Source organism: Flavobacterium sp. MAHUQ-57 (genome assembly GCF_051908335.1).
Taxonomy (GTDB): Bacteria; Bacteroidota; Bacteroidia; order Flavobacteriales; family Flavobacteriaceae; genus Flavobacterium.
The window spans coordinates 914,018-929,217 of record NZ_JBPZTE010000007.1; the positions used below are offsets into that span (position 1 = coordinate 914,018).

General features: G+C 36.9%; 16 protein-coding genes. 6 read left to right on the forward strand and 10 right to left on the reverse strand.

Annotation, left to right across the window (positions count from 1 at the left end; all coding sequences use genetic code 11):
* Positions 1-113 precede the first annotated feature (113 nt).
* Positions 114-1,538: an MATE family efflux transporter gene (locus ACS8MM_RS12245; RefSeq protein WP_379717318.1), complete on the forward strand. Its 1,425-nt coding sequence runs from the start codon at positions 114-116 to the stop codon at positions 1,536-1,538.
* Between the two features lie 61 nt (positions 1,539-1,599).
* On the opposite strand, the gene ACS8MM_RS12250 is transcribed toward ACS8MM_RS12245, so the two are convergent.
* From ACS8MM_RS12250 to ACS8MM_RS12265, 4 genes are all read right to left on the reverse strand, one after another.
* On the reverse strand, positions 1,600-2,112 hold the full coding sequence (locus ACS8MM_RS12250) for a hypothetical protein (protein WP_379717320.1): 513 nt from the start codon (positions 2,110-2,112) through the stop codon (positions 1,600-1,602).
* 205 nt (positions 2,113-2,317) lie between these two features.
* Entirely contained in the window at positions 2,318-3,307 is a 990-nt protein-coding gene (dusB, locus tag ACS8MM_RS12255; protein WP_379717322.1) for a tRNA dihydrouridine synthase DusB, read from the reverse strand.
* Between the two features lie 93 nt (positions 3,308-3,400).
* Complete coding sequence (locus tag ACS8MM_RS12260; RefSeq protein ID WP_379717324.1) at positions 3,401-3,775, reverse strand: hypothetical protein; 375 nt, start codon at positions 3,773-3,775, stop codon at positions 3,401-3,403.
* 36 nt (positions 3,776-3,811) lie between these two features.
* Positions 3,812-4,132, reverse strand: a complete 321-nt coding sequence (locus ACS8MM_RS12265; protein ID WP_379717326.1) for a roadblock/LC7 domain-containing protein — start codon at positions 4,130-4,132, stop codon at positions 3,812-3,814.
* 147 nt (positions 4,133-4,279) lie between these two features.
* On the opposite strand from ACS8MM_RS12265, the gene ACS8MM_RS12270 reads away from it, so the two are divergent.
* From ACS8MM_RS12270 to ACS8MM_RS12280, 3 genes are all read left to right on the forward strand, one after another.
* The gene (locus ACS8MM_RS12270) at positions 4,280-4,411 is read left to right on the forward strand and encodes a hypothetical protein (RefSeq protein ID WP_379717328.1); all 132 of its coding nucleotides are present in this window, start codon (positions 4,280-4,282) and stop codon (positions 4,409-4,411) included.
* 147 nt (positions 4,412-4,558) lie between these two features.
* Positions 4,559-6,355 (forward strand): translation elongation factor 4, encoded by a 1,797-nt coding sequence (gene lepA / locus ACS8MM_RS12275; protein WP_379717330.1) that lies wholly within the window; start codon positions 4,559-4,561, stop codon positions 6,353-6,355.
* 110 nt (positions 6,356-6,465) lie between these two features.
* Complete coding sequence (locus tag ACS8MM_RS12280) at positions 6,466-7,473, forward strand: helix-turn-helix transcriptional regulator (RefSeq protein ID WP_379717332.1); 1,008 nt, start codon at positions 6,466-6,468, stop codon at positions 7,471-7,473.
* A gap of 44 nt (positions 7,474-7,517) precedes the next feature.
* On the opposite strand, the gene ACS8MM_RS12285 is transcribed toward ACS8MM_RS12280, so the two are convergent.
* Positions 7,518-8,003 (reverse strand): DinB family protein, encoded by a 486-nt coding sequence (locus tag ACS8MM_RS12285; protein ID WP_379717334.1) that lies wholly within the window; start codon positions 8,001-8,003, stop codon positions 7,518-7,520.
* A 139-nt stretch (positions 8,004-8,142) separates the two neighbouring features.
* On the opposite strand from ACS8MM_RS12285, the gene thiL reads away from it, so the two are divergent.
* Positions 8,143-9,192 (forward strand): thiamine-phosphate kinase, encoded by a 1,050-nt coding sequence (gene thiL / locus ACS8MM_RS12290; RefSeq protein ID WP_379717336.1) that lies wholly within the window; start codon positions 8,143-8,145, stop codon positions 9,190-9,192.
* A gap of 75 nt (positions 9,193-9,267) precedes the next feature.
* Here the strand turns inward: thiL and trpS are convergent, their stop codons facing one another.
* On the reverse strand, positions 9,268-10,242 hold the full coding sequence (gene trpS, locus ACS8MM_RS12295; protein ID WP_379717338.1) for a tryptophan--tRNA ligase: 975 nt from the start codon (positions 10,240-10,242) through the stop codon (positions 9,268-9,270).
* A gap of 75 nt (positions 10,243-10,317) precedes the next feature.
* On the opposite strand from trpS, the gene ACS8MM_RS12300 reads away from it, so the two are divergent.
* Positions 10,318-11,064: a lysophospholipid acyltransferase family protein gene (locus ACS8MM_RS12300; RefSeq protein WP_379717340.1), complete on the forward strand. Its 747-nt coding sequence runs from the start codon at positions 10,318-10,320 to the stop codon at positions 11,062-11,064.
* A 63-nt stretch (positions 11,065-11,127) separates the two neighbouring features.
* Here ACS8MM_RS12300 and ACS8MM_RS12305 read toward each other — a convergent pair whose 3' ends face one another.
* The 4 genes from ACS8MM_RS12305 to recA all read right to left on the reverse strand — a co-directional run bounded on the left by ACS8MM_RS12305 (position 11,128) and on the right by recA (position 15,153).
* Positions 11,128-13,029 carry an outer membrane beta-barrel protein gene (locus ACS8MM_RS12305; protein WP_379717342.1) on the reverse strand — a complete coding sequence of 634 codons (1,902 nt, stop codon included), beginning with the start codon at positions 13,027-13,029 and terminating at the stop codon, positions 11,128-11,130.
* Positions 13,026-13,565: an RNA polymerase sigma factor gene (locus ACS8MM_RS12310; RefSeq protein WP_379717344.1), complete on the reverse strand. Its 540-nt coding sequence runs from the start codon at positions 13,563-13,565 to the stop codon at positions 13,026-13,028. The genes ACS8MM_RS12305 and ACS8MM_RS12310 overlap by 4 nt, the downstream gene beginning before the upstream one ends.
* A 14-nt stretch (positions 13,566-13,579) precedes the next feature.
* Complete coding sequence (locus ACS8MM_RS12315; RefSeq protein ID WP_379717346.1) at positions 13,580-13,996, reverse strand: hypothetical protein; 417 nt, start codon at positions 13,994-13,996, stop codon at positions 13,580-13,582.
* Between the two features lie 152 nt (positions 13,997-14,148).
* Positions 14,149-15,153, reverse strand: a complete 1,005-nt coding sequence (gene recA, locus ACS8MM_RS12320; protein ID WP_379717348.1) for a recombinase RecA — start codon at positions 15,151-15,153, stop codon at positions 14,149-14,151.
* Between the last annotated feature and the right edge of the window lie 47 nt (positions 15,154-15,200).

A 15,200-nucleotide genomic window follows, 5' to 3' on the forward strand; every position in this document is an offset into this window, starting at 1 on the left:
AAACTTATGATTGTATTTGTCTAGTCCTGCTATTATCGGGAGATAATTAGGGCGTTTTAATTTATTCTGGTAGTTTGCCTACCAGCTCAGTATTCATTTTATCCTAATTAATCATGACAGAAACAACCAGTACTGCACTAAGTACACGTATTTTTTCCACTTTAAAAACAGCCATTAAAGGAGACGACACTTTTGACTTCACCAAGGGAAGCATCAAAAAAGGAGTCATTCTATTAGCCATTCCCATGGTATTGGAAATGATGATGGAATCTGTCTTCGCTTTGGTCGACTTGTACTTTGTGGGCCACTTGGAAAACAGCAGCTATGCCATTCAAACCGTGGGTCTCACCGAATCTGTACTCACCATCATCTACTCATTAGCCATCGGAATCAGTATGGCTGCCACCGCTGTAGTAGCCCGCCGCATTGGAGAGAAAAATCCTGAGGCAGCCGCCAAAGCGGGAATGCAATCCATCATCATCGCCTTTGCGATCAATACACTCATTAGTGTTTTCGGATTTATTTATGCCAAAGAAATCCTACTCATTATGGGCGCTTCGATTGAAGCTGCCAACTACGGCATGAATTTCACCCGAATTATGATGGCAAGTAGTATTAGTATAATGCTTTTATTTCTGATCAATGGTATTTTTCGTGGTGCGGGTAACGCTGCCATTGCCATGCGCAGTTTATGGCTCGCCAATGGATGCAATATCCTTTTGTGTCCGATACTGATCAACGGATTGGGTCCAATTCCTGCGTTTGGACTGATTGGTGCTGCCATGGCCACTTCTATCGGAAGAAGTATTGGCGTATTGTATCAATTTTACCATTTGTTTGGAGGAAGCGGCATGCTGAAAGTCCGCCTTTCGCATTTTATTCCTGATTTCGAACAAATTGGCGCTATCGTAAAAATAGCCGCTCCAGGCGTATTACAATTCGTGATTGCTTCTTGTAGTTGGATCTTCCTAGCTCAATTGGTAGCCACTACAGGCAATGATACGGGTTCGGCTGGTTATCAGACCGCCTTACGCATTATGATGTTCTTTATTCTTCCCGCTTGGGGATTGAGCAACGCAGCCGCCACCTTAGTTGGACAGAATCTGGGTGCACAGCAGGTAGAACGTGCGGTACAATCCGTGTACACCACCGCCAAATACAATGTCATTTTCATGGGTACCATAATGGTTTTATGTTTGGTTTTAGGCGACACTATCATTTCATTTTTCACCAATAATGAAGCCGTACACAAAGTAGCCGTTTCTGCCTTACAGATTATGAGCTTGGGTTATATTTTTTACGGTATCGGAATGGTACTGATTAACACCTTCAATGGTGCCGGTGATACCTGGACACCCACTAAAGTCAATTTCGTAGGCTTTTGGTTGTTCCAAATTCCATTGGCGTATCTATTGGCCAAACACCTCAACATGGGGCCTACTGGCGTATTCATGGCCGTTCCTATAGCAGAAACTGCAATTACATTGGCGAGTATCGTTCTTTATCGAAAAGGAAAATGGAAAACCATTCAAGTATAACTAAAAAGTCCCGACACAATCGGGACTTTTTTTTGTCATAGAACTAGTTCTACGTATTATTTTATTTTTTCACAAATGGAATTTTAGCGATATACTTATCACTAGCTTCATCATACCTAACATCATAAGTTCCTCTTACTAAGGCAATGTTAGCAATATCAAAGTCTTCCTTCGCAAATTCCTCAACAATTGCTTGATCAAATTTAATTAATTCATCTCCAGATTCGATTGTTAACGTTTCTTCTTCAACTTGATCACGGTCAAAGGCAAAGTGCAAATAATTGTCACTTGAAACACCCATATTGATTCTGTCAAAACCGATATTTACAATACCTATTGTAACTTCACAGATACCCCATCCAGAATCACAACCTCTACTTGGTTTTTCAAGATTAGCACTTAAACCAATCATAAATTTAATTCTAAATCTACTAGCAGCATTAGCGTCAATAGCAGACCCATTTACTAAAGTTGATTTCGATGCAGGTTCATCTGTACTACAAGAGAATAGAGTGATTGCACAACAAGCAATTAGTGCCCCTGCGCCAATAATCTTTTTGGAAAAGTTTTTCATTTTTTTTAATTTATAGTTAATTATCAATAAAACAAATATATAAATAACTCAATTAAAAATAAGATTTTTCCTATAATTTAAGATTTTATCACAATTCTAATTGTCTATAAACCAAAATTCTAAGTTTATTTGACGTAAGAAGTCGTTGCATCAAAATAAATAGAAATTGACACTAATAAAAAGTCCCGATAGTATCGGGACTTTTTTATAATAACTGACCTGCGTAGTCTTGTTTGATATCTTCGAAAACAGCTAACAATGCATTATGATCGTTTAGGGTAACCAATTTATTACGGTGTTCTTTAAAATGAGGAATCCCTTTGAAGTAATTGGTATAATGGCGACGCATTTCGACAATACCAACATGTTCCCCTTTCCATTCCATTGACCAGATTAAATGGTTTCGAGCTGCTTCCACTCTATCGTTAATGGTTGGCGAAGGCAAATGCTCTCCGGTTTTGAAATAATGTTTGATTTCATCAAAAATCCAAGGATAACCGATAGCAGCTCGTCCTATCATCATACCGTCCAGGCCGTATTTGTTTTTGTATTCCAATGCTTTTTCAGGCGAATCAATATCACCATTACCGAAGATCGGCATGTTAATTCTGGGATTATTTTTTACTCTTTGAATATGTGACCAATCCGAATGTCCTTTGTACATCTGTGCTCGAGTACGAGCATGAACCGTTAAAGCCTGCACACCGATATCTTGTAATCGTTCTGCTACCTCATCGATATTGATCGAACTTTCGTCCCAACCTAGACGAGTTTTCACCGTTACTGGTAAATTCGTACTACGTATTACGGCTTTGGTCAAGCGTACCATCAAATCTACATCTTTCAAAACACCGGCACCGGCACCTTTACACACCACTTTTTTCACTGGACAACCGAAATTGATATCCACTAAATCAGGTTGAACCGTTTCAACAATTCTGGCAGACATCGCCATAGCCTCTTCATCTCCACCAAAAATCTGAATACCTACCGGACGTTCATAATCGAAAATATCCAACTTCTGACGGCTTTTGATTGCATCACGAATGAGGCCTTCAGAAGAAATAAACTCCGAATACATTAAATCGGCACCATGCATCTTGCACAGGCGTCGAAAAGGAGGGTCACTCACATCCTCCATAGGAGCGAGTAACAGAGGGAAATCCGGTAATTCTATGTTGCCAATTTTAACCATTGCTTCTTCAATTAGTCCACTTCATTAAGTATAAAAACAAAAAAAAGCTGCAATAAATTACAGCTTCATTTTCGGCGCAAAGATACTACTATTCTACATTTTAGACGCAATATCCTTACTATATTTTTTTAGAGTAGCACGAGCCATACCTAGATTCACTTTATTCGAATCTACAGCCAAATACACAAAGTACTCTCCGTTATCGGATAAATCGATAATATGCAATTGGTTGGACAATGTAATTAAGATATCGTCTATTTTCTCTGTTAATCCTAATGCTTTGATCGCACTTAGTTTGGCTTTAACCACTTCAAGGTTATAAGCAGAAGCCAATTCAGGATCGAACTTCGGATCTACAGAAAGTGAAGCAAACGACATTCCTGTTTTTAATTCGGTTACGGAAACACCAATAAAGCCATTAAGGTTATCTTTAAGGTCTGTAGTGAAAGTTGTTAAAAATTCTGACATAATTTAAGCGTTTTAGTTTGTTAGTAATGATTGTTTTTATAGTGCTGATTGTAATTTCAAATGAATCAAGCCCAGCTTACTGGCGTTTTTAGTAATTAAAGCCAAATACTCATCCTTTTCTAGTTTACGCACGAAGAAAAGCCCTTTATCTGCCTGAAGAATCAACTCGTTAGAATTTCCAAATTTTAAATCAGCCACTAACTCCTTACACATTGTAAGCAATACACCAGCCATTGCTGCAATGTTGCCATCAAAATCCAAGTAATGTGATTTGATCAAAACTCCATCTTCATTAAAGACCAATGCTGAATCTACCCCCGTTTCTTCAATAAGTGTGTCCAAGTCCAATTTTTTCATATATATTAGTTATTAGTAAGTTAGTTTAGCTAATGTAAGATTTTTTTTATAAAAAATTTTTATTTTTATAGGATTTTTTTTACTATTTTTAAGACACGTTAAATCACGTTTTTTTGATTTCAAACAAACTTCAAAAACTAAAAAATCATGGCAAAAGAATCAAACCTAGACCGTCTTAAAAAGAAATTGCAAAAGCAACTTATGGAATTCAGAAAATACAGAATTGCAAGAGGAAAAATCACTAAAAAGCCTTCTGTATTTGCTAAAATTTTCAGCTAAAGAAAGTTTAAAAAAAGAGACTTTAATTGCTTCACTTATTTTCATACTTTTGTAGCTTAAAATGATGACTAAGAGCATTGGCCGTGAATTGTCCTGAAATCCTAATCAATTCTACAGTTCACAGCCAAATGCCCATAAATGTATAAGATGAAGCATATTCGAAATTTCTGCATTATTGCGCACATTGACCATGGTAAGAGTACCTTGGCCGACCGTTTATTGGGCGCAACGCAAACAGTAACAGCTCGCGAAGAGAAAGCACAATTACTGGATAATATGGACTTAGAGCGTGAACGTGGTATTACCATTAAGAGTCACGCCATCCAAATGGAATACAAATACAAAGGGGAGGATTATATCTTAAACCTTATTGACACTCCGGGTCACGTGGATTTCTCTTATGAGGTTTCCCGTTCCATTGCTGCTTGTGAAGGAGCGCTATTGATTGTTGATGCGGCTCAGAGTATACAGGCACAAACCATTTCCAATCTTTATTTGGCTTTGGAAAATGATCTTGAGATTATTCCAGTATTAAACAAAGTGGATTTACCAAGTGCCAATCCGGAAGAAGTAAGTGACGACATCATTGACTTATTAGGCTGTGATTTGGAAGATATTATTCATGCATCTGGTAAAACCGGTTTTGGTGTGGAAAACATCTTAGCAGCTATTATTGAAAAAATCCCTGCACCAAAAGGAAATCCAGAAGAACCATTACAAGCCTTGATTTTTGACTCGGTTTACAACCCATTCAGAGGTATTGAAGTAATCTTCCGTGTGAAGAATGGTGAAATCAAAAAAGGTCAGAAAATCAAGTTCATGGCGACCGGCAATGAATATTTCGCTGATGAAATCGGTACGCTTAAACTAAACCAAGTTCCCAAAGATAAAGTTTCAACCGGTGACGTAGGGTATCTGATTTCGGGAATCAAAGAAGCGAAAGAAGTAAAAGTAGGTGATACTGTTACGGATGCTAAAGTACCTACTACCAATATGATTCATGGTTTCGAAGATGTGAAACCGATGGTATTCGCAGGTATCTATCCTGTTGACACTGAAGATTACGAAGAACTTCGCGCCTCTATGGAAAAACTGCAGTTAAATGATGCTTCATTAGTGTTTGCAGCAGAAAGCTCGGCAGCGTTAGGATTCGGTTTCCGATGCGGATTCTTAGGAATGTTGCATATGGAAATTATCCAGGAGCGTTTGGAACGCGAATTCAATATGACGGTAATCACAACGGTTCCCAACGTATCGTATTTGGCGTACACTAAGAAAGATCCGGAAACACCATTCGTAGTAAACAACCCTTCTGACTTACCAGAACCATCTAAATTAGATCGTGTAGAAGAACCTTATATCAAAGCTACCATCATTACCAAAGCAGACTTCGTAGGCAACGTAATGAGTTTATGTATTGAGAAACGTGGATTGATCACCAATCAGACGTATTTAACTACTGAGCGTGTAGAATTGAATTTCGATATGCCATTGGCTGAAATTGTATTCGACTTCTACGACCGATTGAAAACGGTTTCCAAAGGATATGCTTCTTTCGACTACCATCCAATCGGGATGCGTACGTCTAAATTAGTTCGTTTGGACGTATTATTAAATGGTCAGAATGTAGATGCTTTATCTGCCTTAATTCACGAAGACAATGCATACCATATTGGTAAAAAAATGTGTGAAAAACTACGTGAATTGATTCCGAGACAACAGTTCGACATTCCTATTCAGGCGGCTATCGGTGCCAAAATTATTGCGCGTGAGACAATCAAAGCTTTACGTAAAGACGTAACTGCAAAATGTTATGGTGGTGATATCTCTCGTAAACGTAAATTATTGGAAAAACAAAAAGCCGGTAAGAAACGTATGCGTCAGGTGGGTAACGTAGAAATCCCGCAATCCGCATTTATGGCAGTATTGAAATTGAATGATTAAAAATTTTATGATTGCATAATTGAAACCCAATAACAACTGTTGTTGGGTTTTTTATTATAAATCAATCTAGCCAAAACCGTATCTTTGAAAGAAAAGTTATAGGTAATCTCATGGACGAAACTCTGAATAAATTTGACCGAATTGTCGCTATTCTTATCCAATTACAATCCAAAAAGATTGTAAGAGCTCAGGATTTAGCGGATCGGTTTAATGTAAGTTTGCGCACCATTTACCGAGATATACGTACTTTAGAAACATCCGGAGTTCCTATCTACAGTGAAGCAGGGATAGGTTACTCTTTAATGGACGGCTATCGTTTACCTCCTATCATGTTTACTCGTGAAGAAGCCAGTAGTTTTATTGCTGCCGAAAAGTTAATGCAAAAGTTCACAGATCCAGCATTGGACCAACATTACAAATCGGCAATGTATAAACTTAAAGCGGTACTAAGAACCAGTGACAAAGATTGGCTGAATGCTATCGAATCGAAAGTCGTCATGCAATCCAACCAAGAAGTATTTAACGAAAAAGCACCCAATGCTTTGGCCTTGTTTTTTGATGGCATTGCGGAACGAAAACAAATACTGCTTTTATACCAAACCTTCGATACAGAAGAAATCAACGAAAGAAGAATAGAACCTGTAGGTATTTTTCACGAAAATAACTTTTGGTATGTTTTGGGCTATTGTCACCTAAGAAACGATTACCGAAAGTTTCGCACCGATCGCATTCAGCTGATTAAGAAAACCGATTTAGAGTACACCCTTGAACACAAAACCCTTGAGGAGTTACTACACAAAGACAAACCTCTGGACACGCTAATTAAAGTGCGTGTTTTGGTTGATAAAAAAATAGCTCGCTACCTTAGTTGGGAACGCAAACAATATGGATTTGTTTCGGAAAAAAACCAAGACAATCAAGTTGAAATGACCTTTATGTGTAGTGAAATCAAGGAAGGTTTTCCACGATGGTTTCTAATGTTTGCCGATCAGTCAGAGATACTAGAACCCGAAGAACTCAAAACCCGGGTTTTGGATTTATTGGAACGCAGCAAAACCAAACTACTAAAAAACAATCCCGAAAACCAAAGTCTCCGGGATCAAACACAATTTAATTAGCAAAAGCTTTCACTATTTTAAAAAGCACCTTCCAATTGGAAAAATTATCTTTCCCAGAAAAAAGGCGGGGCGATATTCAACGCTCTTAAATACACATAGCCTTGCCCGCGGTGGTGAATTTCGTTGTCAATGAAATACAAAATATTTTGAATGATAGGGAATTCGTACTGACCGAAAAGATTAAACGTTTCGCTAAAATCCTCAACGGTCAATTGTTGCCATAACGCATCGATTTCTTTGGTGTCATTATCCCATTGTTCCAAATACTGGGCTTTTGTTGTAAATCCTTTACTTGAGTCTTCTGTAAACGGCTGCACTTCTTTGTTTACAATTCCTCTTAATGCCGGAGCCGCTATCGCTAAAAGTTCATCTGTTAACTTCGCAAACGGACGCAATCCTCCTACTGAAAACTCAAAGAAATCTTTTTCCGGAAACGCTTCTATTACACGTCTTGTCAACGCTCTGTGCCCTTGCCAATGTTTTAACAAATCTTCTTGACTGATTACCTGTGAAACTGTTTCTGTGTTCATATTATTAGTGTTTTAATGATTACTGAAACAAAATTAATAGGGGTTAGTGACAACTGCTTGTCAGTAGTAAAATTGCATTTTTAAAAAATTTCACGCCTGAAAAAACTTTGTACCTTTGTCGCTTAGAAATTGAATAACCATGATAGAAGATAAAACCCCACAAAGAACCAGCATTGCTCAGTTAGGCGAATTCGGCCTGATTGATCATTTGACGAAACATTTCGAAATAAAAAACGAATCTACTTTAAAAGGTATTGGAGATGATGCCGCTGTTTTGGATTTTAAAGACAAAAAAACGATTGTCTCTACCGATTTATTAATCGAAGGTGTTCATTTTGATTTGGCTTATATGCCGTTGAAACATTTGGGATATAAAGCCGTGGTGGTTAATGTTTCGGATATATTTGCCATGAATGCCAAAGCTACTCAGATTACAGTTTCTGTTGCAGTTTCCAATCGTTTCCCACTGGAAGCATTGGAAGAATTATACGAAGGAATTACTTTGGCTGCTAAACACTACGAAGTCGATGTCATTGGTGGCGACACTACCTCATCGCAAAAAGGCTTGATCCTATCGATTACAGCTTTAGGAGAAGCTAATGCAGAAGATATTGTTTACCGAAATGGAGCTCAACAAGGCGACTTATTAGTAGTTTCAGGGGATTTGGGTGCCGCTTATATGGGACTACAGGTTTTAGAAAGAGAAAAACAAGTATTTGAAGTCAATCCGAATAACCAACCTGATTTAGACGATTATACTTATCTCATCGAACGTCAATTAAAACCGGAAGCACGTAAAGATGTGGCTGGCATTTTAAAAGCATTGGAAATCAAACCAACCTCGATGATTGATGTCTCTGATGGATTGTCTTCGGAGATCATGCACATCTGCAAACAATCAGGTGTTGGGTGTAATTTGTACGAAGAGAAACTACCTTTAGACCCACAATTCATCAATGTGTGTGAAGAATTCAATATTGATAGTACGACAATTGCCTTAAATGGTGGTGAGGATTATGAATTATTATTCACAATTGCGATGAATGATTTTGACAAAATCAAAGGCAATCCGAATTTCACAGTAATTGGGCATATGACACAACAAAGTGAAGGAATTCATTTAGTAACCCGCGCCAACACTAAAATTGAATTAAAAGCTAGAGGCTGGAACGCTTTGCAAGAAGAATAATAGGTTTAGCAATAAAAAAGAATCCCGGATTTCAATTGATGAAATCCGGGATTTATATTTTAAGTCAAAACTGAATTAATAGCCTAATTTAGTTCGTACTCTTTTCAAAACACCATCAGCTATCGTTGAGGCTTTTTTAGCGCCTTCCAATAACAATCCTTCCAATTCCTCCAGATGGTTCATATAATAATTGTAACGTTCTCTTTCGGCGGCAAACTTCTCAATAATCAATTCAAACAATGCTTGTTTCGCGTGACCATAACCAAAATCACGGTTGATGTTCTTATACTTTTCAGTCATTTCCGCAATTTGCACATCTGAAGCCAACAACTTATATATTGCAAAAATTTTACAAGTTTCAGGATTTTTAGGCTCTTCCAATGGCGTACTATCGGTTTCAATTCCCATAATCTGTTTGCGCAAAGGTTTGTCTTCAAGGAAAATATTGATGATATTATTTCTTGACTTACTCATTTTCTCGCCATCTGTTCCCGGAACCAACTTAGTATCTTCTGCTGTCAATGCTTCTGGTAAAACAAAAGTCTCCCCCATTTGATGATTGAAACGAGACGCTACATCACGTGTGATTTCCAGATGCTGTAACTGATCTTTTCCTACCGGAACCACTTCTGCATCGTATAACAAAATATCGGCAGCCATCAACATTGGATAAGTAAACAAACCAGCGTTCACATCTTCCAATCGATCTGCTTTATCCTTAAAAGAATGCGCCAGTGTTAGTCTTTGGAACGGGAAGAAACAACTCAAATACCAAGACAATTCCGTAGTTTGAGGCACATCACTCTGACGGTAAAAAATCACCTTTGACGGATCTAAACCACAAGCAAGCCATACCGCAGCAGTACTAGTTGTATTGTTTCGTAGGGTTTCGCCGTGTTTGATTTGCGTAATAGAATGCAAATCGGCGATAAAAAGAAACGATTCGTTATCAGGATTTTTAGCCATTTCAATAGCGGGTAAAATCGCTCCTAATAAATTGCCTAAATGCGGCGTACCTGTACTTTGTATTCCGGTAAGTATTTTTGCCATGGTAAATTTTAATCTATTTTTAGCAAAGTTAATTCTTTTATCAGATTTTTAAAGTGATTCCGTATTTTTGACGTTATGAAACTATTTAAAATTCCACTTTGGCTACTTTGGCGTGTTTGGTTTTACATTTTGGTACTTTTACCAATTGTAGTAATGTTCCCTTTTTTATTCGCTTCTTTTCTGAAAGAAAGCTGGTATCCGTATTTTTTTAAAATGGCCAGAATTTGGGCCAAAGTTATTTTATATGGCATGGGTTTCTATCCAAAAGTAGAAGCGAAAGAAGCCATAATACCCCACAAAAGTTATATGTTTATTGCCAATCATACTTCGATGGTCGACATCATGCTAATGTTGGTAACCGTTAAAAATCCATTTGTTTTTGTTGGAAAAAAAGAATTGGTTAAAATCCCATTGTTTGGTTTCTTTTACAAAAGAGCTGTAATCATGGTAGACAGAGACAGCCCGAAAAGCCGTCAACAAGTATACGAACGTGCTCAAAAGAAAATCAATCAAGATTTAAGTATTTGTATTTTCCCGGAAGGAAAAGTCCCTGATGATGAGAGCATTCTTTTAGATGAATTTAAAACCGGTGCCTTCAACTTGGCTGTTGATCATCATTTACCGATTGTACCTATGATTTTTCCAGATAATAAAAAACGATTTTCGTATACTTTTTTTAGTGGTAGTCCCGGAAAACTTAGGGTTAAAATCCTTCCTTTTTTGGACACTTCAAACAAAGTACACCACGACAGAAAAGCGATTCGTGATGAAGCTCGCGAACTTATTTATAACGAATTACTACAATTCGAAAATCAAAAATAAAAAGTGCCCCGGCGTAGGGCACTTTCCACGGTTGCCCAAAAGAGCAACACACTTAACTAAATATTAAAATTTGTAACGAAATCCAGAATATACCCCCATTACATAGGGTTTAAAATTACCAGAATCGTTGCTGAATGTTTTGATTTGATATTTAAGCATTGGCTCAACTGACACATCAAACGATTTGGAGATATTGTATTTCATACCCACACCAATATTCGTACTAAAATGTACCTTGTTCAGGTTGTTTGCTTCCCCTATTTCAGTGGTCATCCCGTTACTAGTTATTGAAATTTTATTACCACTTAAAAACAAAGTACTTATTCCTGTAACAAAGTTAAGCCCTAATTTTTTATCTATGAGTTTATAGGAAATCTCCATAGGGATTTCAATATAACCCAATTCCTGTTTTAAAACACCTGTTTCTTCAACTATAGATGAAGCTTCAATTGAATTGGTATTGGGTTTATCCTCAATAACTACATTCGAAGAAGCTGGATTTTTATTGATGTTTTTCATAGTACGCTCTTGCGTTTCCCTTCCTGAAAGATTGGAATGAAACGAAATGTCATTCGTATTATAGGCCATATCTACTCTACTGATACCCGTTCTAATGGTCAATTTCTTATTCATAGCATAATCAACTCCAATACCCAAACCGAACTTTGACTCAAAAGACTTTTCATTATCAGCAAATTCTTCGCTTATAGGAGAACCTTGAGATGCGCCTGAAAAAAGCACTGCTACGGCTGGTCGAATTCCCCATTTTGAAGTCGTTGGTTCAACTTTCTCCTGTTGCTCGGAAGTACTTTTTTCTATCTCTTTTTCTCTTAAAATCCTTTCCAATGGATTATTTGCTGCCAATGCCGCCATGATAGAATCATTTTGTATTACCTTAAACTGACTCTCTAAATTCGGTCTATAATCCGAAGTGGTACTGATACCCTTTTCTTCTGAAAGCTTCCCATTAAGAGCTTTATCCGATTTTACAGGATTAACTACAAGTTTATCTTTGTTTTTTTCATTCACCTGCAATAAGCTACCGTTCGAATCTTTTTCCGTTTCATCGGACACCACACTACTCAGACTTACCCATTTTTGATTCTTATCATTAGGTTTAACAATTAATTGTTTATTATCTGAAGTAACTGTTTTGTTATCGGCATCAAAATCTTTAGCTATTGGATCTTCTGTATTTAAAAGATCTGAAATTTGTGTAGAATTCGCAAGCGCTGTATTGGATTGGATTGGAGTCGATTTATTCTTGTCAACAATAAAAGTTGGCTTATCAAAAGACGATTCATCAACATCTTTAGCGATTTTTTTTGCGTTTTCCGGGTTATCTAAAAATACTAAACTTGTCTTTTCACCTTGTTCTCTAGGGGATTTTGAATTGTTTTGAACCAAAGTTCCTTCAGTACCCAAATTGGTGCTTTTAGAATACGAAGTGGTATTCTTGGATTTAGTAGTTGTAGGTTTAATCACATTGGATGCTACAGGATTTTGATTGGACGGAAGCTTGTTTTCTAACGCAGAGGAAACTATTACGTTTTGAGAAGTTTTGTTTCGCTTTTCTATTCCATTTTCATTACTTGAAATGACTCCCGATTCTTGGTTTTCGCTGGATAACGAAGAAGTCGAATTCGGCGACTTTTTCAAGATCTCATTTGACGTTACATTACTTTTTTCAACAATTGTTGAATTCGTTTGACTCTCAACAGCCGAATCAGTTAAACTAGTCCTATTCAACCAATCGGAATTTGTATTCAATGTAAAAAAGCCTAACACTAAAGCAGCGGCAATACCGGCTGCTTTAGCATTAAACCAAAATGGGAAAATTCGTCTTTTTTCCTTTTTTTTCTCCAATTGAGAAGCGATATTTCCCCATAGTTCTGGAGAAGGATTCACTTCAAAATCTTTGAATTTTTCCTGAAACAAACGTTCTATATTTTTTTTATCATTCATTTTACCGAGGGTAAATTATTTTGATTGTTTTTTTCAATTTTATCTTTCAAAATCATTTTTGCTCTTGCCAAATTCGATTTACTTGTGCCAATTGAAATATCTAACATATCGGCGATTTCCTTGTGAGAGTAATCATCTAATACATATAAATTGAACACCAACCTATATCTATCGGGCAACTCTTGAACGATTTTGAGCAAAAATTCAAGGCTAATGTTATCATCATCAATTTCAACCTCTTTCTCATCAGCCACATCATTCACCAATTCCAAGAAAGTCGTCTTCCTATATTGTTGAAGCACATGGTTAATCATAACCCGCTTAGCCCAACCGTCAAATGAACCTTTAAAATTATACTGACCAATTTTGTCAAAAATAAGAAGAAATCCTTCCTGAAGGTTATCTTGAGCTTCTGCATAACTCTTCGAATACTTCAAACAGACAGCAAACAACTTTCCTGCATACAGCTGGTATAGTTGTTCCTGGGATTTGGTATTTTTCTCTACACATCCTTGTATGAGTATTGGTAAACTCAATTTACTCTATTTTTTTAAGGTACTACTGGAATTTCAACTTCTTCAAAAACATCAACTCCATTGCTATCTTCACCCTTCCAAAGTTTAAAAATGTAACTAGTGTAACTTGATGAGGGCCTAAACTGTAACTTTTCTGTTATAGGATTCACTGTAGGTGTAGTACAACCTCCTTGTTCAATAACACTGGTATGAATTGCAATGGTTCTTATATTGGCGTCTTTTGCATAATAAAACCCTTCAAACAAATGACAAGTGGAAGGTCTAACATAAGTAAAAGGCAACTCATAGATACTGTCATTTTTGAATTCATCGGGCAAATCGGCACTTTCAATAGGCAATAATTCGGTGTGGAATTTTGTTCCATTATCATCACCTAAACTACAACTTCCTAATAAAATCACAGCAACTAACAATAAAAATACTTTTCTCATATATGTGTTAATTTATTCATCAAAATCAAAATTTCAGCTAGATTCAATTTCTACCATCTTAAAATGGTTCTTTATAAACTAAAGATACAAAACTGCTAAAAGGGTTGCGTCATAAAAAAGAAAAAAGCCACTCTTCCGAATGGCTTTTTATTTTAATTATCGTTTTGCTTAATCAGCTCCTTGATTTTAGCTTCCAATTCATCGGCTAATTCAGGGTTATCCTTAATTAAGGATTTTACAGCATCACGGCCTTGCCCCAATTTAGTATCACCATAACTGAACCAAGATCCGGATTTTTTAATCACTTCGAATTCTACAGCAAGATCTAAAATTTCTCCAGTTTTAGAAACTCCTTCTCCATACATGATATCAAACTCTGCCGTTCTAAACGGTGGTGCTACTTTATTTTTAACTACTTTCACTTTAGTACGGTTACCTAAAACCGCTTCACCATCTTTAATTTGTGAAGAACGACGAATATCCAAACGAACCGATGCGTAGAATTTCAATGCATTACCTCCGGTTGTTGTTTCAGGGTTTCCGAACATTACACCAATTTTTTCACGTAACTGGTTAATGAAGAAAACCGTACAATGTGTTTTACTGATTGTAGCTGTTAATTTACGTAATGCTTGAGACATTAAACGAGCATGAAGTCCCATTTTAGAATCTCCCATTTCTCCTTCGATTTCACTCTTAGGCGTTAATGCAGCAACTGAGTCAATAACCACAATATCTATAGCTCCAGAACGGATTAAGTTTTCAGCAATCTCTAATGCTTGCTCTCCATTGTCTGGCTGAGAGATGATTAAGTTGTCGATATCCACGCCTAATTTCTGAGCATAGAAACGGTCAAATGCGTGTTCAGCATCAATGAAAGCCGCAATTCCTCCTGCCTTTTGAGCTTCGGCAATGGCGTGCAAAGTCAATGTTGTTTTACCAGAGGATTCAGGGCCAAAAATTTCAATGATTCTTCCTTTAGGATAACCATTTACACCTAAAGCCAAGTCTAAACCTAGCGAACCAGAAGCGATTACTTCTACTTCTTCGATAGCTTTATCCCCCATTTTCATTACGGTTCCTTTACCGTAAGCCTTATCTAATTTATCTAAAGTAAGCTGTAGTGCTTTTAGTTTAGCTTCTTTTTCTGAACTCATTATCCTTAAATTTTATTGCGATTTATTTTTAGTAAAAATAGATTTTT